The sequence below is a fragment of the Anaerotignum propionicum genome, assembly GCF_024461735.1.
Taxonomy (GTDB): Bacteria; Bacillota; Clostridia; order Lachnospirales; family Anaerotignaceae; genus Chakrabartyella.
This window is the reverse complement of sequence record NZ_JANGAD010000003.1, coordinates 279,934-301,508: the sequence shown is the minus strand read 5'-3', so window position 1 is coordinate 301,508 and position 21,575 is coordinate 279,934. Positions and strand designations below refer to the sequence as shown.

Annotated in this window: 18 protein-coding genes and 3 pseudogenes; 3 read left to right on the top strand and 18 right to left on the bottom strand. The window is 37.1% G+C overall.

Going from position 1 to position 21,575, the window contains the following annotated elements; translation table 11 throughout:
• Positions 1–22: 22 nt before the first annotated feature.
• The 6 genes from NE558_RS06465 to NE558_RS06440 form a co-directional block, all read right to left on the bottom strand.
• Positions 23–1,192: an NAD(P)/FAD-dependent oxidoreductase gene (locus NE558_RS06465; RefSeq protein ID WP_256149137.1), complete on the bottom strand. Its 1,170-nt coding sequence runs from the start codon at positions 1,190–1,192 to the stop codon at positions 23–25.
• Positions 1,185–1,988, bottom strand: a complete 804-nt coding sequence (locus NE558_RS14450) for a (2Fe-2S)-binding protein (RefSeq protein WP_305145006.1) — start codon at positions 1,986–1,988, stop codon at positions 1,185–1,187. The genes NE558_RS06465 and NE558_RS14450 overlap by 8 nt, the downstream gene beginning before the upstream one ends.
• A 12-nt stretch (positions 1,989–2,000) precedes the next feature.
• On the bottom strand, positions 2,001–3,116 hold the full coding sequence (locus NE558_RS06455; protein ID WP_256149136.1) for an NAD(P)/FAD-dependent oxidoreductase: 1,116 nt from the start codon (positions 3,114–3,116) through the stop codon (positions 2,001–2,003).
• A complete protein-coding gene (locus NE558_RS06450) occupies positions 3,113–3,430 on the bottom strand; it encodes a (2Fe-2S)-binding protein (RefSeq protein WP_256149135.1) in 318 nt (105 codons plus the stop codon). The genes NE558_RS06455 and NE558_RS06450 overlap by 4 nt, the downstream gene beginning before the upstream one ends.
• Before the next feature lie 64 nt (positions 3,431–3,494).
• The gene (locus NE558_RS06445; RefSeq protein ID WP_256149134.1) at positions 3,495–5,015 is read right to left on the bottom strand and encodes a sodium-dependent transporter; all 1,521 of its coding nucleotides are present in this window, start codon (positions 5,013–5,015) and stop codon (positions 3,495–3,497) included.
• A 133-nt stretch (positions 5,016–5,148) separates the two neighbouring features.
• The gene (locus NE558_RS06440; protein WP_256149133.1) at positions 5,149–5,529 is read right to left on the bottom strand and encodes a hypothetical protein; all 381 of its coding nucleotides are present in this window, start codon (positions 5,527–5,529) and stop codon (positions 5,149–5,151) included.
• Positions 5,530–5,861: 332 nt separating this feature from the next.
• Here NE558_RS06440 and NE558_RS06435 point away from each other — a divergent pair, with 332 nt between their 5' ends.
• Positions 5,862–6,743: a helix-turn-helix domain-containing protein gene (locus tag NE558_RS06435; protein WP_256149128.1), complete on the top strand. Its 882-nt coding sequence runs from the start codon at positions 5,862–5,864 to the stop codon at positions 6,741–6,743.
• A gap of 129 nt (positions 6,744–6,872) precedes the next feature.
• Here the strand turns inward: NE558_RS06435 and NE558_RS06430 are convergent, their stop codons facing one another.
• The 5 genes from NE558_RS06430 to NE558_RS14440 all read right to left on the bottom strand — a co-directional run bounded on the left by NE558_RS06430 (position 6,873) and on the right by NE558_RS14440 (position 12,753).
• Positions 6,873–7,334, bottom strand: coding sequence for a flavin reductase family protein (locus NE558_RS06430; RefSeq protein ID WP_256149127.1), 462 nt, complete (start codon positions 7,332–7,334; stop codon positions 6,873–6,875).
• Positions 7,335–7,645: 311 nt separating this feature from the next.
• Positions 7,646–9,739, bottom strand: coding sequence for a methyl-accepting chemotaxis protein (locus NE558_RS06425; protein ID WP_256149125.1), 2,094 nt, complete (start codon positions 9,737–9,739; stop codon positions 7,646–7,648).
• Between the two features lie 147 nt (positions 9,740–9,886).
• A complete protein-coding gene (gene eutH / locus NE558_RS06420) occupies positions 9,887–10,903 on the bottom strand; it encodes an ethanolamine utilization protein EutH (RefSeq protein ID WP_256149124.1) in 1,017 nt (338 codons plus the stop codon).
• A 775-nt stretch (positions 10,904–11,678) separates the two neighbouring features.
• The gene (locus NE558_RS14445) at positions 11,679–12,335 is read right to left on the bottom strand and encodes an aminotransferase class I/II-fold pyridoxal phosphate-dependent enzyme (protein ID WP_305145005.1); all 657 of its coding nucleotides are present in this window, start codon (positions 12,333–12,335) and stop codon (positions 11,679–11,681) included.
• Positions 12,301–12,753, bottom strand: a complete 453-nt coding sequence (locus tag NE558_RS14440) for a hypothetical protein (protein WP_305145004.1) — start codon at positions 12,751–12,753, stop codon at positions 12,301–12,303. Before NE558_RS14440 ends, NE558_RS14445 begins: the two co-directional genes overlap by 35 nt.
• Before the next feature lie 333 nt (positions 12,754–13,086).
• Here NE558_RS14440 and NE558_RS06410 point away from each other — a divergent pair, with 333 nt between their 5' ends.
• A complete protein-coding gene (locus NE558_RS06410; protein ID WP_256149123.1) occupies positions 13,087–13,776 on the top strand; it encodes a helix-turn-helix domain-containing protein in 690 nt (229 codons plus the stop codon).
• 271 nt (positions 13,777–14,047) lie between these two features.
• Here NE558_RS06410 and NE558_RS06405 read toward each other — a convergent pair whose 3' ends face one another.
• Together NE558_RS06405 and NE558_RS06400 are read right to left on the bottom strand one after the other, a co-directional pair.
• On the bottom strand, positions 14,048–14,980 hold the full coding sequence (locus NE558_RS06405; RefSeq protein ID WP_256149122.1) for an EamA family transporter: 933 nt from the start codon (positions 14,978–14,980) through the stop codon (positions 14,048–14,050).
• Positions 14,981–15,099: 119 nt separating this feature from the next.
• Positions 15,100–15,495 (bottom strand): winged helix-turn-helix transcriptional regulator, encoded by a 396-nt coding sequence (locus tag NE558_RS06400; protein ID WP_256149121.1) that lies wholly within the window; start codon positions 15,493–15,495, stop codon positions 15,100–15,102.
• A 179-nt stretch (positions 15,496–15,674) separates the two neighbouring features.
• Between NE558_RS06400 and NE558_RS06395 the strand changes: the two genes are divergently transcribed.
• The gene (locus NE558_RS06395) at positions 15,675–16,070 is read left to right on the top strand and encodes a pyridoxamine 5'-phosphate oxidase family protein (protein WP_256149119.1); all 396 of its coding nucleotides are present in this window, start codon (positions 15,675–15,677) and stop codon (positions 16,068–16,070) included.
• A gap of 414 nt (positions 16,071–16,484) precedes the next feature.
• On the opposite strand, the gene NE558_RS06390 is transcribed toward NE558_RS06395, so the two are convergent.
• From NE558_RS06390 to NE558_RS06370, 5 genes and pseudogenes are all read right to left on the bottom strand, one after another.
• Positions 16,485–16,748: a helix-turn-helix domain-containing protein gene (locus NE558_RS06390; protein WP_066085623.1), complete on the bottom strand. Its 264-nt coding sequence runs from the start codon at positions 16,746–16,748 to the stop codon at positions 16,485–16,487.
• A gap of 14 nt (positions 16,749–16,762) precedes the next feature.
• A pseudogene (locus tag NE558_RS06385) lies at positions 16,763–17,509 on the bottom strand (type IV secretory system conjugative DNA transfer family protein); the annotation flags it as partial.
• 125 nt (positions 17,510–17,634) lie between these two features.
• Positions 17,635–19,520: pseudogene (gene ltrA, locus NE558_RS06380) on the bottom strand (group II intron reverse transcriptase/maturase).
• A 192-nt stretch (positions 19,521–19,712) separates the two neighbouring features.
• Complete coding sequence (locus tag NE558_RS06375; RefSeq protein ID WP_256149118.1) at positions 19,713–19,868, bottom strand: hypothetical protein; 156 nt, start codon at positions 19,866–19,868, stop codon at positions 19,713–19,715.
• A 391-nt stretch (positions 19,869–20,259) separates the two neighbouring features.
• Positions 20,260–21,336, bottom strand: a pseudogene (locus NE558_RS06370) (type IV secretory system conjugative DNA transfer family protein); the annotation flags it as partial.
• Positions 21,337–21,575 lie beyond the last annotated feature (239 nt).

Here is a 21,575-nt window from a genome sequence, read left to right as displayed (position 1 = left end):
TCCTCCTAATTATGTAAAAAAATCATTTATTGTAGCGACTAAAACTAAAAGGTGAAACATCCATACAAGGTTCTTCGCCTGCAATCATTTCAGAAATCAATCTTCCCGTTAAAGGTGACATGGAAATACCATCGCCTTCGTGCCCTGCGGCAATATAATATCCGGGGATCTCCTTAACATGGGTAATCAACGGTAAATGTTCTTCGATAAATGGTCTAACCCCTGCGTAAGAACGGATACAGTTTATATCCTTTAAAATAGGCAAGAAACGAACTGCTCTCTTGGCAATTACACGAATAATATCAATCTCTGCATCTACATCATATCCATCAAAGTTGCGGCTACTGCCAATCAGCACGTTATTTCCTGCGGAAGGTTCGATGGTAAAAGCAACATTATATTTTTCAGCCTCAGGATCTCTCTCGCATTGAATATCGTCAAACTTAGATACCATATAGCCAAATTCATGAATTTTCTGCTTACAAATGGGGAAGCCTGCACCAGAGATTAAAATAACGCCTTTTCTTGGTTTAATAGGAATATCAATTCCGACCATTTTTCCGATTTCCGGTGCCCAAACGCCGCAACAATTCACCACTTTATTTGTCTTAAGAATTCCCTTGTCTGTCTCTACACCAACTACGTTATTTTCAGCATCACGCTTAATATCTGTTACCGTTGTGTGTGTGTAAACATCAAGACCTTTTCCTTCAACCGCATCCACAAAGGCAAAGCATAGCTTGTAGGGATTCACGCCACAACATTCATGGCTAAACAAACCTCCTTTTAAATCTGTTGCAAGGAATGGCTCTTTTTCCAAAAGCTCCTGAGGATTTAAAATATCAATGGCATAGCCTTCTGCAATCAAATCATTTGCATATTTTGTTGCAATTTCCATTTCCTGATCCGTTTCACAAAGGTGCAAGCTTCCGTTTTGATGGAATTCGAAATCGTAATCCAATTCTTTTTCCAACTCTTTGAATCTCTGGATACTGGCATAGCCCATTGCTGCATCAATACCAGGCATTTTGTCGGGAATAAGGGCTACGGCATCACAATGGCTAGATGTTTCTCGTGCAAGATCCTTTTTTTCAACAAGTGCAACTTGGAACCCCTTTTTTACAAGATGGTATGCACAACTTGTACCAATTACACCAGCTCCAACAATTACAACATCATAAGTTTTATTCATCGAGGTCACCTCCTAATGTACCAAATGTCACCGGTCTTTGAGGTGTTCTTGGCGTTGAAAACCCTATTTCCTCGGGTGAGTTCCCTAATTCCTGCCTAATAATCTGATTAACAAGTGCTTCGCAAGTACGTCCTTGACACAGACCCATCCCCGCTCTTGTGCGCAATTTAACCCCTGTAATATCCGTTGCGCCTTGTCGAATCGCCGCTCTTATCTCTCCAGCCGTAATTTCTTCACAGCGGCAAACCATTACATCGTCACCTAATTTTTCTGATAAAACTTCTTTGACTAATTGCTGTTGTCTGTCACGGTAAATACTTCTTACTTCGTCAACCCATTCAATGGGTACCTCCAAGGTAATAATGGTAGTTTTATCCGCCTTTTGTGTATTTGTAATTTTTAAAATTTTTCCGTCACAGACATTCTTCCCGCTTCTGTCTGCTGCTTTAACAACGTCATTTACTTTAAAGGAATGGCCATATTCATAAGGAAAGCTAACCTTTCCAACGCTGTCGGAGTAAGACTTATCCAACACAAATATTGCAAGACCTGAACAAGCAGCAACGCAAGTGGTGCAGCCATTGCATACATCCACATTTACATTGGGAAGATTTGAAATATTCTCTCCAACATGAATTGCTTTAAAAGGGCAAGAAGTTTCACATGGGTTACAAGGAATATCCTGAACACATTCAGCCACTGCAACAGGGCCTTTTTTCATTCTTTCTTCTGATGGGTAGCGTCCCATTTCCTTTAAATCTGCTGTTGTCAGAACGCCAGTTTCTTTCAACTTCATTCGTTCATCACCTTAACCTTCCATTACTTTTTTGTACTCGAGTAACTGTCTTTCCTTTGCTGCCGTACGTTCGGCACCATGAGCACCCTCACGCAACCCAGCTAATCGTCCCCATGCATCTTTTTTCATTTGTTCTGCTTTTTTTTCTTCCAAATATCCTAACGCTTGTGCAATCGCAATGCCGCAGACTTTTCCTTCTTCGATTGCAGTGTTAGCCTCTTCTACACCAGATGCATCACCAGCAACATAAACATCCTTTGTTGTCGTTTCCATGCTGTAATTATGGCATGGTGCCCATCCACCTAAGAATCTATCATTCATTAAATGACAGTTACTCATGTAGCTCATTCCGATTAACGGCTTTAAGCCCGCACCGATTGCTATTGTATCAATATCCAAGGTGATCTCTGTTCCTGGTTCTATAGACCAATCAGGATTTACTTTTGCAATAATTGCTTTATTCACTCTCTCGTCGCCACAAGCCTCTACAATTGTATAACCGGTGTAAATAGGAATTCCTTCTCTTGTCAGCTTAGATGCATGCACCGCATAGCCGTTAATTTTCGGCTGCGCTTCCACAATACCTACAATTTCTGCTCCTGCTTGCATCAACTGATAGGAAACAATTAATCCAACATTTCCTGAACCAATCATGAGAACCTTTTTTCCCGGAAGAACTCTATGGAAATTAACCATGGTTTGTGCCGCACCTGCACCCATTACTCCGGGTAATGTCCAGCCTGGAAAACGTACTGCATTTTCCGAAGCCCCCGTTGCAATCACAACTTTTTTTGCTTGAATTTTTTCTAACTTATGCTCTGTAAGACTTTTCTTCACATCCACCGCTACAATATTGCCCTTGTACATACCAATAGCTAAGCTATCCAGCCAAATCTCCACACCGAGTTTCTCACAGCGTTCCAGTAATTCCTGACCTATATTCATACCTCTAATCCCTGCACGGTGCATACTCGAGCCAAAAAATTTATGTATCTGCTTAAAAAGCTGCCCACCGGCCTTCTCATTTGCATCTACAATAATAACCTTAACACCCGCCTCTGCCGCTTCAATCGCTGCCGAAAGTCCGGCAGGGCCGCCACCTATCACAAGCATTTCACATTGTTTCATTTGTCACCCCTCCAGCTTCCTAACCCTTCTTGCACGTCCACCGTCATACCTTCTTCTACCGGAGTGATACAGGTTCGCACACCAGGAATTCCATTTACGACCATCATACAATCTGTGCATTGTCCTATGCCGCAAAAAATCCCTCTTGGTTCGTGTTTTTTTGTTGTGTACCGATTCACAATGATGCCTTCCGATAACAACGCTGCCAAAATCATTTCTCCTTTTTTTGCCTTCATAGGTTTTCCATTCACAATGATATTCACCCATTCTATATCCTGCATCTCACCTAAAACAGGATGTGATACTACTCTCATATTAAGTCCCCTTTCTTCTATCACGTTGATATATAAGTTTTTTCAAAGGTTTTCCTTTCGAATCTTATACAATTGGTACTTCTTGCTCTCTCTCGTATGTTAAAACTTCTTCCTCTGTTCTTTCTTCAGTGGTTAAACACTTGTGAAGCATCTTGATAGTAATACCAAACAATCCCAGAACAATCACTGCCAATGTAATGATAGTCGCCACTGTCAACGTCTCAGGCACATCCCCTTTTGTAAAAGAAGTCTCACTAGACAGAAATATCGGGAACAACGAGTTTATCATGATTATGATCATAATAGGAGCCGCGATGATTTTTGCATATTTGCTGAACCACTCGCCCATTCGAATATCACTGCTGGGATTGAGGAATTTTCTCCTAACCTTCTCCGCATTGATTATATATACGTAAACAATAGCACCAATGCCAGCAGTTCCAATGAACAGATAGTTTCCGGAAAAGTTATTCCAGAAGTCATAGAAGGCTATACTGTATGCAGCGATTACAGCAGCTACAACGTTAATTACGCCGAAGAAAAGACCTGCCTTTTTTCTGCCCCAGTTAAAATCAGTAGCAAATGTTGCGACAGCAACCTCTGTCTGCGCAATCGCAGTAGAGAAACCCGCAAAGAATATTGCAAGAAATAGCAATATACCAACAACAGCACCACCAGGAATCTTGGATAGCAAAGTAGGTATAATAACATAAATCAGCATAGAACCGGACTCAGGATTCAGGTTTAGAGCGATGCAAGCCGGAATCAAAGCCATTCCCACGATAACACCTACCGAGCAAGTCAGTAGACATACTGTGGTCATATTCAGCGTTACATCGCTGGTCTTCTTCAAATGGCTACCATAAATTAATACACAACCGGGGCCAACACCCACAGCAAACAACGCTTGACTCATTGCTGCAATCCATATGTCAGGTTTAGCCAATATAGCCAAATCCGGCTCAATGTACCAGTTGTAGCCCTGTTGAATACCGTCAATAAAGAAAATTCCAAAGAACACTACTACGATGAAGAAAATGAACATCAGCGGAATCATGATCTTACTCATTCTCTCTATACCGCTATCAACACCCTTTATAATGATATAGATAGTTGCAACAACCAGAATAAGAGAAATAACTGCAATTAATGTTGTATTCTTTGCTAAGCCTTCATAAATTAGTTCAGGACTGGTTCTGTTCCATTCACTGGTAGCGCTGGAATAGATAAAGTATGTGCTGGCAGCTAATACGACATAATAGAAGAAATTCATTGAAAAATATCCTAGAGAAAAGATAGCTCCGAAAATCTTTCCAGCGGTTTTATTTTTCAAAGCATCTGTGAAGACACCAATCATACCTTTTTCAAAGCCCTTACCAATACCACACTCAATGATACCGAGGGGCAAAACAACAATCAGCATACATGCAATATATGCTACAATGAATGAACCTCCGCCATACTGACCAACCATATAAGGAAAGCGCCACACGCTTCCCATGCCGACGCACATACCCGTCATTGACATAATAGCGCCAAAACGACTATTAAAACTACCCGTTCCATTTCCACTTGAATTGCTCATTTTAGTTCCCCTTTCAAATTAGATTCTAAAAGTAAAATAAGTTTTGCTTTTACATCAGGGTCCTTTAACAGACATTAGAAATTTTTTTCCAGCACTTTATACAATTGATACTGAAATTTGAAACAAACTCGTTTCAATTTGCTACTCTATTGCGCTTCCATAATCGGCAACTTATCTCTGTCGAAGAATTGCTCATAACGGGCAACCCATTTTTCACCAACTCAAAAACCGCTTTTTCTAAACTGTCTAATTTTTTATTCAAGGGCAATTGGAATTTTTCAGTAATATGTCTTAACTTTTCTGTAAGAAATAACACTTTAAAATAATCTTGATTTTTCACGAATTCAGTTGTATAATGAGTACGCTCAATCGACGGGGCAATAAAATCAGGGCTGAGTGTTGCTTGTATGAGCCTTGCAGGGGTATTCATATCATATGCATCACTCTTCCTTGATTTTTTATTACAAAATTTCTGGTTAATTGATTTAGAAGCTTTAAATCCTTCGACATGCAAACAGATTCCTCCTTTCTTAAATAATTTTTTATAATAAAACCGGATTTCATGGGTACATATTGCAAGGGAAGCCCCTGACAGATTGCACAACACCATTTTTAAAATAACCTTGATGTGTATGCATTATCTCTATCTAAATCCAGTTGTTACTATTTTTCATCGGAAACATGTGAACAATTCATACTGAAATAACGATTAACCTTGTTATTATTTTATAAATATTAAACACATATGTCCATATCTTATTTTGTCTTATACATTGCAAATATTGTTCAATTGTTTTGACAAAAGAACAAATTGGTAAAACTTTTCTGAGAGGAGTGTACATTGCTATGGAAGCTAAATACCTATCACACGATAATATTTATCCCAGCAAAAAAAGATACACCTTGTTTATTTATGATGACAAATATGAGTATGCTTATGGAAAACACCTGCAATATCATGATTTTTATGAAGTACAATTGGTTCAAGCGAAAAATAATGATAATAACGAGATACTAGGATATGTCACTTTAGAAAATCAAGAATATCCACTATATAACAACAATTTGATTCTGGTGAATCTCTTTGAAAAACATAAAATAGATATCACTAGTAAAAATTGCTATCGATACTGCCTTGATATATCACCAAATATTATACATTTTGCCTCATCACAAAAATCGAATCTTTTAAATATTTTCAGTAATAAAAACAATATTTATCCTATTAGACAATTAGAAGACCATAAAACCAATTCATTAATCAGCTTGTTTAAGAGCTTTCATGGTGCAACCATTGAAAACGGCTTTGACATATTCGAAAAAGGATTGATACTTTTAATACTTTCACATATATTTGATAATTATCATGATGATTTAGAATTTAAAACTGCCAATTCCAAACACATGACGCTAATTTTTGAAATCATTCAATTTATTGATCTTAATATTGAAAATACAATTTCTCTGGAATTATTGTCAAACGAGTTGCATTTTAGCACATATTACTTATGTCATACTTTTAAAAAGTACACCGGTTTTACTCTCGGCAAATATATTCTAGACAAAAAAATTGAAATTGCAAAAAAGATTTTGTTAACTCAAGAAGCTGCTGATGTTGCAAAAACTATGGGATTTGATAACTACAGCAATTTCTTCCGGGCTTTTAAAAAAATAACGGGATTGTCTCCATCGGAGTACAAAAAGATTTCTATGAGAATAAACAAATAAAAGAGCTGTTCCAAAATGGAACAACTCTTTTATTTGTTTATTAAGGCTTATGTCTAAAGCTGTATATATTAATCGGAGCTCTCCGATTAACTTCAGAACTGTATTTTTATTTTACTAACTACATTAGCATTAAGAAAAATAAGAGGAGGATACATATACTAGAGGCTCTTCTTCGCCTACTTCTCCGTTCTCTATTTCCGCCACAAACAGAAAATGATCACCTGCATCAAATGTATCAATTAATTTACACGTCATTTGTGCTGCACAGTTTCTTATAATTGGCAACCCTTCTTCATTTAATTCATAATTTACCCGTTCAGATTTATTTACATCTTTCCCGGATTGAAATCCACATATTTTAGCAACATTTTCTTGCCCTTTTGTTAGTACAGATACCGTAAATATTCCCTGCTTTTTAATTAAATCAGTGCTATAACGAGATTTATCAACAGAGATCGCAATTTTGCATGGAGAAAACGATACTTGTGTTATCCATGCTGCCGTCATAAAGTTATATTTATCATTCATCTTTGTTCCAATGATATAAATCCCTTGTGATATTGTATCCATCAATTTTAATTTGTTTGACATATACACCCTTCTTTCTATTCCATATAAAAATACTTTTTTATTATAATTCTAGGAATATTTTCTTTGTTTGTCTATAACTTTTTTTGCTCAAATAATTGCAAATATTGCTTATCTTTTGATTTGAACTGAGTTATCCATACCTAGCCTAATATAAGTGCAACATCATTTTATAGTTTTTTAAAATACATGCGTGTAGACTGCACTCTAATCATAAAAGACTTACACCCTATGCGAACGTTGCGCAGTGTTGTATATTAGCTTACTAGATTAACAATTAATTTATTTTCATCTAAAACGAATGAATCTTTATATCAATCATTTATTTCATAGCTGCTTCGCCATTCTGGATATTCAGCTAAAACAAACTTTTTTGACTCATCATATAAAAGAGCAGCTTGTGCAGAAAGCTCTTCACTTGAAGCAGAGCTTTGTTCTGCCGTAGCAGCATTCGTTTGAATAACCGAAGAAATTTGCCCAATACCTTGATTTATGTGTTCAATAGAGTTTGCTTGCTCTTGCGTACCACTTTGTATTTCAAAAATTATAGACTGAACCTTTTCGGTATGCATCGCCGCTTCCCGCAAAGTCTGCGCAGTAGATTCTGTAATTCCAGAACCATGGCGAACCACCTCTATTGATGATAAAATAAGCGCCTCAGTCTGTTTTGCGGCATCTGCAGAGCGCGCAGCAAGGTTTCTAACCTCTTCCGCAACAACAGCAAAACCTTTTCCTGCTGAACCTGCTCTTGCAGCCTCAACCGCGGCATTAAGGGCAAGAATATTTGTTTGAAACGCAATATCATCGATTGCCTTAATGATCTTTTGGATTTCTCTTGATGAATCATTAATTTCTTTCATCGAAGTAAGCATTTCTTGCATATGATTATTACTTTGTTCGACTTTATTGCTTGCCTCAACGATATAATCAGTTGCTAAAATAACTTTCTTCATATTGCAATTAGCTTTATCAGAAATCTCTGCGATAGATACTGAAAGCTCCTGAATCGAACTTGCTTGTTCTGTGGAACCTGCCGCAAGATCCTGCGCAGCTATAGAAATTTGAGAAGCACCGTTGTCTACCTGTTCTGCAGAATTCTGAATCTGAGAAAGTGTTTGACTAAGAGATTTCGAAATCCCAATTAATCCTGTCTTTATTGCTTCAAATTCCCCTACATAATCCTGCTTAAGCTGAATCCTCATGTCCCCTTGGGCCATTATACTCAATACATAAGAGATTTCATTAATATAGTCAATATAACCTCTCAAACGTAAAATAATTCTATTAACCGATTCTGCTACTTGACCAACTTCATCACGAGATTCAATCTCCAATTTTACATCTAAGTTTCCATCTGCAATCTCATTAGCAACATCATTGAGTTTTTTGAGCGGAAAAATTATGCTTTTTCCCATTAAAAACAAAATTAAACCTAAAACAATTAGGGCGAGTGTGAAAATTATAAGCATTGTTGTGTTTAATACACTCATCGATTTGTTATATTCTTGTTCAGGGAGACCGGATATAACAGTCCAACCAGTATCTCCAACAATAGAAATATAGCCATGTACATGTTCGCCTTCTAAAGTATAATCAACCAAACCTTGGGTTCCTTTCGATAAAGCCTCAGAAATAACTTCAGAAATATCTAGGTCCTTAATATTTTTACCAAGGTTGCTTGAATTAGGATGACAGAGAACTTTGCCGTCTCTCGTTGTAAGTATAAAAAAACCACTTTCACCAATCTTATACTTATTAATAATGCTTTCCATTTTAGTTAGGCTAAAATCCGCACCTGCGAAACCAATTATTTTACTCCCCGTACTATCGAAGACAGGTGCCATGATACTTGTTACTTCTTCATTGGATGCTGCATCTGTATAAGGTTCTGTCATAATCAATGTCCCCGCCGCCATTGCATCCTTATACCAAGGACGTTCAGTAATCCGGAAGGTATCATCAGATAAAACTCCTCCCGACAACATATATGTACTGGAGTCTATATCATTAACCCATACAGAAACTAATGTATCAGAATCTTTAAATATATTATCAAGAGTTTTTAAAACTTTATTGTAGTTTTCTGAGTTATTAAAGTGCTCTCCAGCATTCGTCTCCTCGAGAATGTCAATAGTTTGTGTGCTGGCCGCTAAAGCCAAGGACATTTGCCTATATTTCAAAAAATAGGTGTCAACTTGAGCCGTAGCGAGAATCGATGATTTTTCCAAGTCAGTATTTGTCAGAGTAGAAACTGATTTCCCGACTACATTCGTAATAACTATTGCAACAACAATAAAACAAAGTAACATCGGTACACCAATTAAGGCCAAAAATTTAGTTAAAAGACCTTTATTCTTTATCCCGCCCCCATCTCTTTTTTCTTTCTTTTTACTAATCCTTCCAAACATTAATAATTCCCCTCTTTTCCTTTGTAAATAAATTTATATCCTTTTTCAAAACTCTCTACTATAAAATAATTGATTATACTTCAATTTTAGCAGACCTCTCATCACACGTATCAAAAAAAGCTATTAAAAGCGAAATGATCCCCGTTATCATTTTTGATAACATAAACGGAACAATGCATGTTGGCTCAATACCAAGACAAAACTCATTTGACTACCCAAAATCGCTGAAATAGCCACCGTCCATGTAGCATTTATAATGATTCCGCGATCACTCATTTTGTCAATCGAAGCAATCATTGGAACATTGCTTGCCATTGCAATCAATAACCCGCTCGTATCAGCTACTGTAAATCCAAATTTCTCACCAATAACCGAAAGCGGTTTTCTTAGCATTCTAGTAATAAGCTCAATAATGGGCAAACTCCCTACCAAAAATATTATCATGCCGCATACAATTTCCATACTCTCGGTAATTGGGATAAATCCAGATATGAGCGGCACTTCTATCAAATAAGCAACAAAACCCAAGATTATACCTATGATTCCTATCTTGGTGAGCAAAAACCCAAGACCATCAAAAATCTTAAGCGTTTCTGTTGGATGAAATCGAAATCCCAAAACTACAACAAAAGATAGAATCATAACCGGAATGTTATTTATTAACACTTCACCTGTTCCAATTCCCAATAAAAGACCGCCAATAATACTTCCTATTGGAATTGCAATTAATCCATAAAGCAAACCTCTGTTGAATAAAGGCAGTTTCTCTTTTTTAATTAAACCTGCTGCAACGGGTATCGTAAAAATCAATGTTCCACCAAACATAGATGATGTAATCAACCCAATCATTTTTCCTACTCCTGAAGAATCAGCCAGCGACATCGCAAGATGATATCCACCCATATCGATACTTAAAAACATACCAAAGACAGCCGGATCCACATCAAAAAATTGAAAAACAGGAACAATCAACGGTTTGAGAATATTTGCTATTACTGGCGCAATTGACATAATCCCAATCATTGATAAAAACATTTGTCCCGCTATTGTAAAGCCACTTTCGAACCTCTCACCAACAGAATGATGCTTGTTAAATAAAAAATCAATACCCCCAATTATGATTCCTATGGTCACGATCCCCTTAATTATTTGATATGTATTCATTGGTCACCCCTTATCTTAAATTAAAGATATTTTGTATTTGTTCAAAGGAAACAATTTTCTAGATTCTCTCAAAGTAAACAAAATTTTATACAAGGAGGTTGCTATTTCATCATTTTAACTTAAAATTTAGATGCATATCACTATATCAAGTTAAACTGTTCTATAAAACATAGTATCTCCTAGCAGTTACATATGTCTATGATATAAGTTGTCATATATATTGCAAATATTGCTCATTCGTTCCTTCTTTCAAATGGTTTTTTCTTCTTTTCCTGTCATATCACAGAGAGTTTTGTTTGTATACCTTTTATAATAAAGATAAACTATTACTTCTTGCATATCATACGCAGCAAAGATTGATATTGTACTACCATAGAAAGTAAACAGCCAAAAAGGAGTACGACTCGCAGATACTGCAAAGTATAGCTGCGTAAACATAAGATACAGCTAGATAAGGGCCTTAAAAATAATCAAGAATAGAGAAAGCGGACGAAATTAATTCGTCCGCCCAAAAAAATTTGACGCTTTTCAAAAAATTTTATATCACTGATTTTTGTATCTGTTTCTTTCTCTTTACATTATCTCTTTTTTCACACAACTAAAGACCTTAAATGATGATAGTTGAGTGAAACCACCAAAATATTTACAAAACCAATAGACACTTTCCTCTTTTAATTTTCCAACATATACAAAGTATCTTGACATAAATGACTTCCAATCAATGAAAAATCACGTATTGTTTCTCGTTGTAGAAATTTCAACTGTGCAAAACACACTAAATGCTTTTATTCCCCCATGTTTTCTCCATGTGTTTCGTATTCACTGCTTCACAGATGCGTTTCAGACCCTCAGCCAGTGTTGCCTTCGGGCATGCTAAATTTAAACGAATAAATCCATCCGAATTCTGTATAAACATATTTCCGCCCTCCAGAAGAACTCCAGCCCTATAAGCAAAGAAAAGGGGCAGTTGCTCATCAGGTTCAAAATATTCATTCAGATCTGCCCAAGCTAAATATGTTGCTTCAGAAATACGATACCTGGCTTTGGGCAAATGCTTCGACAGATACTCACCTGTAAACTGAAAATTTTCATCTAGGTATGCCCGTAGTTCTTCCAGCCATACATTACCTTTCTCAGCTTGTGCAGCTGCAATACTTAGAGGATTATCGAAATTATAATGCCGACTCAGCCATACTTCTCTTAAATTTTCATTCCGAATTATAATATTGGAAATCATTAGTCCAGCAAGATTGAAGGTCTTGCTGGGTGCCATAGCAGTGATAAGCCTCTCATAATCCGGCATAATTTTCCCAAGGGGAATGTGTTTCTGATTCAACCGAATTAAATCGCAGTGAATTTCATCAGAAATCACCCATAGATTATATTTTTTAATGATTTCAGCAAGCTTTTTCAGTTCTTCTTCCTTCCACATCTGCTGCCTTCTTTTCAAAATCCTCGAAATCTATGGAATACTGTCCATCTTCATTTTTTAAGTCGGAGCATAAATAGTCCCGTTTATTAAAATCCGCCGCATATTTAAAATATGCATAGGAAGGTGTCAGAAAGAGAACCTTCTCGTCTGTCTTGCAGATATATTCTACCAACTCATACAATGCCGGAATAATGCCGTTTGACATCACCAATTCCTTTCTATGAAAGGTCCAGTCATAACGATTTTTACACCATCCTGCAAACGCATCATAGTAGCTCTCTTCAAATACTCTGGTATAGCCGAAAATTCGTTTTTTCAACCGCTCCTTGATTCCATCAATTACTACATCTGGCGTAGCAAATTCCATATCCGCCACCCACATTCTGATAAATTCCTCATCTTTGTAAGGAAATTTCATACTCTCATCAGCATGAAAAATGTAATCACGAAAACCATCTGTGTGTTCATAGCATTCGTATGCCGCCTGTCAATAAATTCATCAAAATTGTACATATTTTTCTCATCCTTCCCCGTTCTTTTTGCTCTCTCATTTTGCACTTGTATTCTATCAATAATATCTTAAGTAGTCAAAAAGCCAATTATCTCTTCACAGTATATTTTTCATTTCATATTTTTCTTCTCTGTTGATTTTTTTCTTTTATAATGCTAGAATTTTTGTATACAAAAAAACGCACTGATTTTTCGCATGTTTTTGTATTATTAGGAAATTCCCCTTAAGGAGGAAAATATCATGGCAGAAATCAGAATTGAAATAGGAAAACGTATCCGAAATTTTAGAAAAAAGAGAAATTTAACTCTGGATGAAATGTCAAATATCATTTGTAAAAGATATGAAAAGGGGGAAATTGCTGTTGATATTGAAACATTATATGAACTTGCGGATGCACTCCAGATACACGTAGAACAATTGCTATACTGCAACCCCCAAAAAACTCCCTATCTCACTTCTGCCAGTTGTCCATCTTTTTTTAATGGTATATCACAATTCTTTTCCTATGTCTTCGATGGAAGAACAAATCAGATTATTCAGTGTGTATTTGATCTTTTTTCTGAAGTAGAACATAATCGGTATAAAATCATAATGTATATGAATTTTTCGGACTATAACCATTACCAGCATTGTGAAAACACCTATTGTGGATACATAGAACATTATGACGCTGTTACAAATATTGAACTCACAAATCAGTATATGCCTATGGAAAAAGCCAGCGTTCAAATTTTAGCTTCTCATCTGGATTCAGATACTAAGTGGGGATTATGGAATGGATTGTCATCACGTCCGATGATGCCCATAGCAACGAAAATGCTGTTCTCCAAAATTCTGCTGAAAGAAGATGCCTTGCTTCTCAAACAATTAAAGATCTCAAAAGAAGATATTCGTTTGCTTCGACTTTACAATATGCTCTCCGTAACCTAATATAAACAGAAAACTCCCTGAATAAGCCCCAAGGATAATAATACTGTCATCAGTATCCCTTGAATACTTAGTCATGGAGTTAATATTTCAATAATAATTCCCCTAATGCCAAATCCTCGCAATAAAGATTCTCAACTTTTCGATTTAGTGCATTTAATTTCGCTTGTTTCCTTACTGTAATAACAAAGACCTTTTTTCTGATAGACAATACCCAACTTTTGGTTGGATTTCTTAATAAAAATACCACTATGGATTTTATCAGTATCACCTTTTACATTTTAGATTTAATAAGATTTTTTAAACATGTATTCCGTAGCAAGTGTGAGAAATTTGATATCAGCAGACCAAAAATAATGATAAGCCCTCCAATCCATTGGATTGTGGTAAGTTTTTCTCCTAAAATTTTCTGAGCCGTAGTAAGGCCCATTACTGGCACGAGGAGTGACAGTGGAGCAACTTTACTCGCGGGGTATTTGGCAAGCAATGTACTCCAAAGACCATATCCAATCAGCGTTGCGAATAGCGCTAGATATAATATGGAAAAGAGGGCTGATCCATTGATATGGCTAAGCTGATACCAGACTTTAACAGGCTTATCAATGATGAGCGCCGCTACCATCATAGGAACCGGTGGAACTAAACTGGACCATATAACCATATTGAACATATTTAAATTCTTCCCCTGCACCTCAGCTTCTTTTGACGCATATCTTATGATGATATTAGAGATTCCCCAAAAAAGAGCGGCAATGATCGTCAAAATAAATGCTTTTCCTGGTATGACCATACCACCTTGTGCACCAATACTACCGCTTATAAGAATTAGACCTAGACATGCCACGATAAGTCCTGCTATTTGGCCTACCCCAATACGTTCCTTGAACAGCACACCTGCAAGTAAAATTGTGAAAATAGCTTGGGCTTGCAAAACCACCGACGCAACACCAGCAGGCATACCAATATATTCGGCATAAAAAAGGCATGAAAACTGACCAACTCCAACGGCAAGCCCGTAAGCACCAATATATTTCCAATTAGTATCTGGTCGCTTTACAAAAAAGATTGCAGGCAATGCAGCAAATATGTACCTTAATGTTATCAATAACATTGGCGACATTTCATTTATTCCAAACTTGATTACTGTAAAATTGATGCCCCACAGTACGATAACAAATACAGCAAGTCCCCTATCTCGTATTTTCATAATTATTTCATTATCCCTCCACAAATTATCCTTTAATTTAGGCAACAAGCTTTATTCCAAACCGTAAAACCTGACCTCTGAACTGCGCTCCAAACAGCCAAATCTGCGCCGTAACAACCTTACCGTATCCCTGAAATTCGAGCATTATAATCGCACTTCTGACATTGCATTAAAGCAAGGTCGCTGTCTTTCCTATAAAAAATCCCCGACCAGCCACAGATGCTCTGTAATATCGGAACCACAGACTCCCCCTTTTGCGTAAGACTGTACTCTACCCTGGGGGGTATCTCATCAAAGGACTTTCTCTGCACAATCTCATCTTTAATCAATGCCTTTAAAGCTGAAGCTAATACTGCGTCTGTGATGTTCATCATTTCTTTTCTGATTCCACTATAACGTAATATTTTCTTTTCATTAAGTACACAAATAATCCTAGGCTTCCATTTTCCACCGAAAATCTCAAGACCATATTCCAAAGGACAGCGAATATCTTTATCCATTTTTTTTTGATACATTTTCCCACTCCTCCTACCTTATCTGCACTAATTATAAATAACATTCTATGTATTGGCAAGTTACTATGAATTTTAATAGTATCTAACTAATTTATTAATATCTTGCAGGTCAAAAGTCAATTCTCTATAATCACTAAAGTAGTCAAACATCAAAATAATTTCTAATGGAGGTATTTGTTATGTTAAATGAAAACGTAAAGAAGCTACTGAAAGAAAGCATGTGGGATTTGGCAACATGCCTGAACAATGAACCAAATGTTGTACCTGTCGCATTCAAAGATGTAACCGACGACGGCAAACTTATTGTAGGTGATGTATTCCTTGAAACCACCCTAAAAAATGTCCAGGCCAACAATGGAAAAATTGCTATTTCCGTGTACGATGCAAAGAATCTTGAAGGCTATCAAATTAAGGGCAAAGCCGAATATGTAACAGTAGGAAATATCGTTGATACATTTAAAGCAATGGTAGAAAAAATGTTCAATGGCGCTGCGACTGCAAAAGGAGCTTTAATTATTACTCCCGAAAAGGTCATCATTACAACTCCTGGTTCCGAAAACAAAAAAGAACTGTAACTTCGTAAAATCAGGATTTTACATAAGACAGCCAGGTGCAGTGCCATAAAATGGCCTGCACCTTTTATGATTGGAAGATTTTAAGATATATCTTTTTCCTATATCAAGGAATATAAGTGAACTGTCATATTCCATCATATTGTTTTACTTCATCAGACGAAATTTTCAAAGCAATATAAAATATAGTATTTTATTATAGGCTAAATTTCGTATAAGTAATTCTGCAAACAAGATCCGGATGTTCTTCGGTAGTGATTATTTTTCTGCTAGTTAAATCTTTTTCTCTGTCTTTAAACTATTCGTAAAGTGACTTCTTCTGGATAGTTCACTATGAACATAGGCTGCGTTCATAAATCAGACCTATTACCCTCTAGGCGGAAAGTTTTTTATTTTCAAAATTCAGGCACCCTCTTACTATTTCTGCTCTTTCAAAAAATATCGATTGGAAGTGTGACTTCCGTTTTCTCTATAGCGATATTCTTTAGAAAGCAAGCCATAACGAATTAAATCCGCTATGGCTCTCTTTACGGTACTGATTGACATTGAGGTGTCTTTTGCAATTGTTTTGACAGCCGGCCAGCATTCCCCATCCTTATTACTGCGGTCCTTTAAATACATGTAGACAATCTTTGCCCTTGATGGCAAATCCTCACGATAAAGATTTCCGAAAAAGCTCATATTACCCCTCTTTCTTACGGTTTAAATACTGCTTTACCTTTTGATGTGGTTACTACTGCCTGCTCTATTATTGCAGTATGATTTAAACCTCCATGTCTTTTATTTACAGCAAATACAGAATCATCTTCAACATCAATAGAGCTTAAGGATTCGATAATGTTCTGCTCTAATTCTTCCTTATCCGCATAGTAAACCCTTCGATGTGATTTTTCCTCAGCTTCATATGGTTTCTCAAAAGTAATACCCCAATCAAGAAATACCCTTAACTTCGTCTGAATAGGATGAGCACCTGTTTTCATTACTACAAAGCTACCCTTTGGCAATGACTTCAGTTCATCTGCGGTTAAGAGCGGTCTTTCTATCATCTGCAAAGATTGAGATGGATCATTTTTACCACGGCTGACACTGCCGCTCATTACAGTTCTACTACCCAGTGCTTTGGAGAGCACTTGAGCTGTTTCGGAGTTAGATGCAAAGCCACCGAAAATCGTCAGCTGACAATTATCCGTGATAATCTCAGCGCCTTCTTTACCATAATTCTTATCAAGCTGTGCAAAAGACTGGATGATAGGAACAACAGAAATTCTTCTTGAACGTCCAGCAGACAGCATCATTTCAAATGACTCAATTTTGGGAATAGTTCCAATCTCATCTGCATAAATCATCACACGATTTGGAAGTTTGCCACTGTGTTCATCCGCCACCATAAGCATTTCACGATAGAACTGCTGTAGAAATAATGACACCATAAAATATTTTGATAGTGATAGGTAACTCTTTGATACTATCGCCAAGTTTTCCCCCACTTCACACCGGACATGATGGTTTCCCATCATCCGGCGTTCCATCGCAAGAAAACCTCAATTAGATTTACACATTTTCAAACTCAATTTACAGTTATTGGTGCAAGCTCACATAGCTTGCGAAGATTATTTATTCGCCCCATTTGATATTCCGTTAATTGTAGTACTTTAAGCAATTTTTGAGTAGTATCTGTGTGTACCGCATGAATAAGTCTGTGGACATTGATATGTATTATTGTCAGGTTCACATATCCATCATCACCTTTTAAATATTTCGGTACTTTGTGGTGACAATGAATTTCTTCTAATGTTAGTATTCGACCTGTGACAGCACATTTACCCATTTGACCCGAATACAGCGATATTCTATTATCGTTGTATTCAATACTGCGGTTTTGGATTGGATTTCGCATAAGGTAAAGTAGAATACTCATATCAAGTCCTTTTAGGTTCTTGTGAATTTCTTCTCTTCCTTTGGCAGTATATTTGTTTATACTTGTCCGTTTCCACATTGGATTTCTGTGCTGCACATACCCACTGGGAGCAACGGGTAAATCAAGTACACACCTAAGTTCTTTGCTTTTTCCATACCTTTCTACAATCGCTTTGCACTTTAACTTTGAAATATCCGGACGCTTTAATCGTTTCCTGAGTTTTGTTTTCAGGGTTCTATTGACATGAAAAGATATTTTATGAAAGTCTTTATTGACCTCCGTTGCAACGCTGTAATACTGATGAACACCCATGACATAAGCATTATAAATGCCTAAAAATTTATAGGCGGTTTCTTTATCAATATGCTTTGCCATGTTACACACCGTTTCTGTTGCTCGTTTTAGGATTTTCCTGCTTGCCTTATCGCTTATGTGAGAGGTGACAACATATTTCGCTTTCCCATTTGGCTTTTTGCCTTTAGTTTTTGCTTTCAGCTTAAACCCCACAAATTCTGAATAATGCCTTTTAAGGTTAACTATCTTCGACTTCTCTGAGCTAATATCAAGTCTTAATCGCTGTTTCAACCATTGGCGTGTTGCCTCAAAGAGCTTGACTGCGTCATCCCTTTTGCGACAGAATATCTTGAAGTCATCAGCATATCTGATAATGTAACATTCTTTCAATCCTGTCTTGCGGAGTGCAGAATAGATTGGGCTTTTATTGGGAGAACCATTCCCATGGATACTACACTTATATTCATACTGTGTAGGCATTTCTTCCCATTGGCTTGCAATCCACCAATCCAACTCATTTAATACGATATTGGAGAGAAGCGGACTAATAATACCGCCCTGCGGCGTTCCTTTTTCAGGAAATCCTATTTCTGCAATTTCCGCCTTTAGCATAGTTGATATAATACAAAGTAACTTTTTCTCCTGGATGCCCAGCGCCCACATCTGTTTTAACAATTTTCCATGTGATACGTTATCGAAGAACCCTTTAATGTCTATGTCAATAACATAAAACAAGTTTCTCTGCTGTATCATTGTCATTGCTTGTGCAACGGCATGTTCTGCACTCCTATTGGGACGAAACCCATTAGAGCGCTCATGAAATTTTGCTTCACAAATTGGCTCTAAAACTTGCATAATACATTGCTGTATCAACCTGTCTCTGATTGAGGGTATTCCAAGCGGTCGAGTTTTTCCGTTGTCCTTTGGTATTTCTACTCTGCGCACCTTGTTCGGTGTATACCATTCAAATGATTTTTGGATATTTGCAATAAGGCTTGGTCATTCCATCTTTTCAAATCTTCTATTGTTTTGCCGTCTACTCCTGCGGTTTTACTACCTTTGTTCGTCTTAATTTTTCTGTATGCCAAACGGATATTTTCTTCCGAAGTGATAATACTCATTAAATTTCGAAAGCATTTACCATCTTTGCTGTCGGCATACAGCTTATCAAAGGTACTTTGTAAGTCATAATATTCACTATTTCGGAGTTTACGGTGTTTTGGTGCTTTTGAGTTTGCTATGGTCGGTTACCTCCTTTGTGTGAAAATCACATTTTGGATTTACCTTTTTTAGTCATACTCGAACCCATAGAGTGTTGTGTAATCCTTTCCTTTAGTTTTCCTGCGACTAATGCCTATCCCTCCACCGCTTATTATCACGGCTTCACAGGTACTGTGGCATCACTTTCAGTCAGATAAAATCAAGTTATATCGCTAAATTTTCCTTGATAACGCTTCCTTGCAATGTAATTTGCTCCACGCTCTGACCTTACCACGTTCCAATATTCCTATCTTTGCATTTATACCCTTAGGTGCCTCATCTAAGCCTGTAAGCTCGCCTTGTGCCTGTAACACAATAAGGAATTTCATAACAACAAAATCTTACTTTTCCTCGGCTTACGTCCGTAATCGGACAACGACATTTCTATCATTCAGAAGTTTAGACCCGTACAATCTGAGGTTTGTCAGTAGTCTTTCACACCACATACTCACCATAGGTATCTTTTAGACCTCCGGCATATAGGTAACACCGTACACCTCTGTACAGTTTTCCACAGCATTATCTGTTTGGGTTACTCTCTGCCGACTTCAGCGGGCTTCAGACAATTCGATATTACATACCGAACTGCCTGCCACAGTATCAAGGGGGCGTTTCAAGGCGTTACCCTATCATTCCACCTCTCGGAATATCAGTTCTCCTAAACTGAACATTTCACGTTCTTAATTTAGTGCCTGACCTTTTCAGTCAGGAACGTGTCGCACTGTTGTCCTCTTCTGGAAGTATAAGAAATATTGCCGACTTTTCTTTGCAAAAAGTTTCAGCATCAATGGATGAATGAAAACAAAGAATCTGCTCCATTTCCGTATCTAAAAATGCATTAAGCCGCGACAATACAGTGGAAAGAACAGATGCCATTGCTTGTTCCGCTGAGTTAAGTGCCGCTCCGGCAAACCATTTTGCTTTATGGTTTGATGGCAGTTTGTCCATTAAAAGCTGAAATTGACTCTTCCCCTTCACTTGACTTGGTGCCATTAGATCTTGTACCATCTTAAACACAGAAACAATATGTCTTTTATCTACTAACTGTCCGTCAATCTCAGTTGGTGGTAAGTATTCTGCAATGAGTAATATCACCGCTGTAAGAAGCCCCTCTGCAGCATCATAGAAAAATGCATTTTGCCCCATTGCGGCATTATTGCCATCGGGGGATACAATCGTTTTGGAAATAATCTTTGCGTACTTTTCAGCCTTTGCCCTTGCGGAAAAGTTGCCATTATCCTGTCGATACAAGTCCATATATTTATTTACCAGATGCAGAAGATTGTTTCCGTCACTGCGTGTAGGATTACGCAAATCAAGAACAGCAATGTTATATCCGTAATTCTCTTTTGCGATGGATCCATAGTTTCGAGCGAGATCCCCCTTGGTATCGGTAGTAATGAAGCTCATACCACTGGCACAGGCATATTCTAGGTTTGGATAAAGGAAAAATGCAGTTTTACCAACTCCTGCTGCACCAATCATTAAGCAGTGGACATCGCCTGTGTCTACAAGTGCAGTAACCTCACTCTTTTTCCCAGTTGAACCGATAACTAAGCCTTGCTCCGTTGGAAGATTTTCACTCTTTCTCCATTTAACAACTTGAAAGGCTACAGGATGATAAGTATTAGTAATTTCCTTTTTGGTTGCAAACCTCGCCACACCATGTTGACCGTCGCCTACGGTTTTAGATTTGATTCCATTAAGTGTATAGTAATTGGCAATGAGAGATAGTCCGCCAATGACCATAAACATTAAAGCAGTCACTGATATTAAAATAGTAATTTGTTCGTTCATAAAGGGTCCCTTTCTTTTTCAATTTTTTTGCAGTATAATGTTAAAAAGCAATTGCATTGCAATTAGTTATTGAAGATACTCTCCATTTTCTCAAAGTACAATTTTTGTCGATGAATGGAGTATGTTTAAATCAGTATATAAAGATAGGTATCGTGAGCTGAATTATGAAAATATTTTTAAGAATGCATCCAAAGAATCGTTTGACCTCTGTATGACTTTAAAATAAATTGTACAGAGGA

Bases quoted from the DNA above. Each gene is read 5' to 3' on its own strand.
- NE558_RS06465 (WP_256149137.1), bottom strand. From the start codon at position 1,192: ATGAATAAAACTTATGATGTTGTAATTGTTGGAGCTGGTGTAATTGGT.
- NE558_RS14450 (WP_305145006.1), bottom strand. From the start codon at position 1,988: ATGAAGTTGAAAGAAACTGGCGTTCTGACAACAGCAGATTTAAAGGAA.
- NE558_RS06455 (WP_256149136.1), bottom strand. From the start codon at position 3,116: ATGAAACAATGTGAAATGCTTGTGATAGGTGGCGGCCCTGCCGGACTT.
- NE558_RS06450 (WP_256149135.1), bottom strand. From the start codon at position 3,430: ATGAGAGTAGTATCACATCCTGTTTTAGGTGAGATGCAGGATATAGAA.
- NE558_RS06445 (WP_256149134.1), bottom strand. From the start codon at position 5,015: ATGAGCAATTCAAGTGGAAATGGAACGGGTAGTTTTAATAGTCGTTTT.
- NE558_RS06435 (WP_256149128.1), top strand. From the start codon at position 5,862: ATGGAAGCTAAATACCTATCACACGATAATATTTATCCCAGCAAAAAA.
- NE558_RS06430 (WP_256149127.1), bottom strand. From the start codon at position 7,334: ATGTCAAACAAATTAAAATTGATGGATACAATATCACAAGGGATTTAT.
- NE558_RS06425 (WP_256149125.1), bottom strand. From the start codon at position 9,739: ATGTTTGGAAGGATTAGTAAAAAGAAAGAAAAAAGAGATGGGGGCGGG.
- eutH (WP_256149124.1), bottom strand. From the start codon at position 10,903: ATGAATACATATCAAATAATTAAGGGGATCGTGACCATAGGAATCATA.
- NE558_RS14445 (WP_305145005.1), bottom strand. From the start codon at position 12,335: ATGTGGAAGGAAGAAGAACTGAAAAAGCTTGCTGAAATCATTAAAAAA.
- NE558_RS14440 (WP_305145004.1), bottom strand. From the start codon at position 12,753: ATGAAATTTCCTTACAAAGATGAGGAATTTATCAGAATGTGGGTGGCG.
- NE558_RS06410 (WP_256149123.1), top strand. From the start codon at position 13,087: ATGGCAGAAATCAGAATTGAAATAGGAAAACGTATCCGAAATTTTAGA.
- NE558_RS06405 (WP_256149122.1), bottom strand. From the start codon at position 14,980: ATGAAAATACGAGATAGGGGACTTGCTGTATTTGTTATCGTACTGTGG.
- NE558_RS06400 (WP_256149121.1), bottom strand. From the start codon at position 15,495: ATGTATCAAAAAAAAATGGATAAAGATATTCGCTGTCCTTTGGAATAT.
- NE558_RS06395 (WP_256149119.1), top strand. From the start codon at position 15,675: ATGTTAAATGAAAACGTAAAGAAGCTACTGAAAGAAAGCATGTGGGAT.
- NE558_RS06390 (WP_066085623.1), bottom strand. From the start codon at position 16,748: ATGAGCTTTTTCGGAAATCTTTATCGTGAGGATTTGCCATCAAGGGCA.
- NE558_RS06375 (WP_256149118.1), bottom strand. From the start codon at position 19,868: ATGAAATTCCTTATTGTGTTACAGGCACAAGGCGAGCTTACAGGCTTA.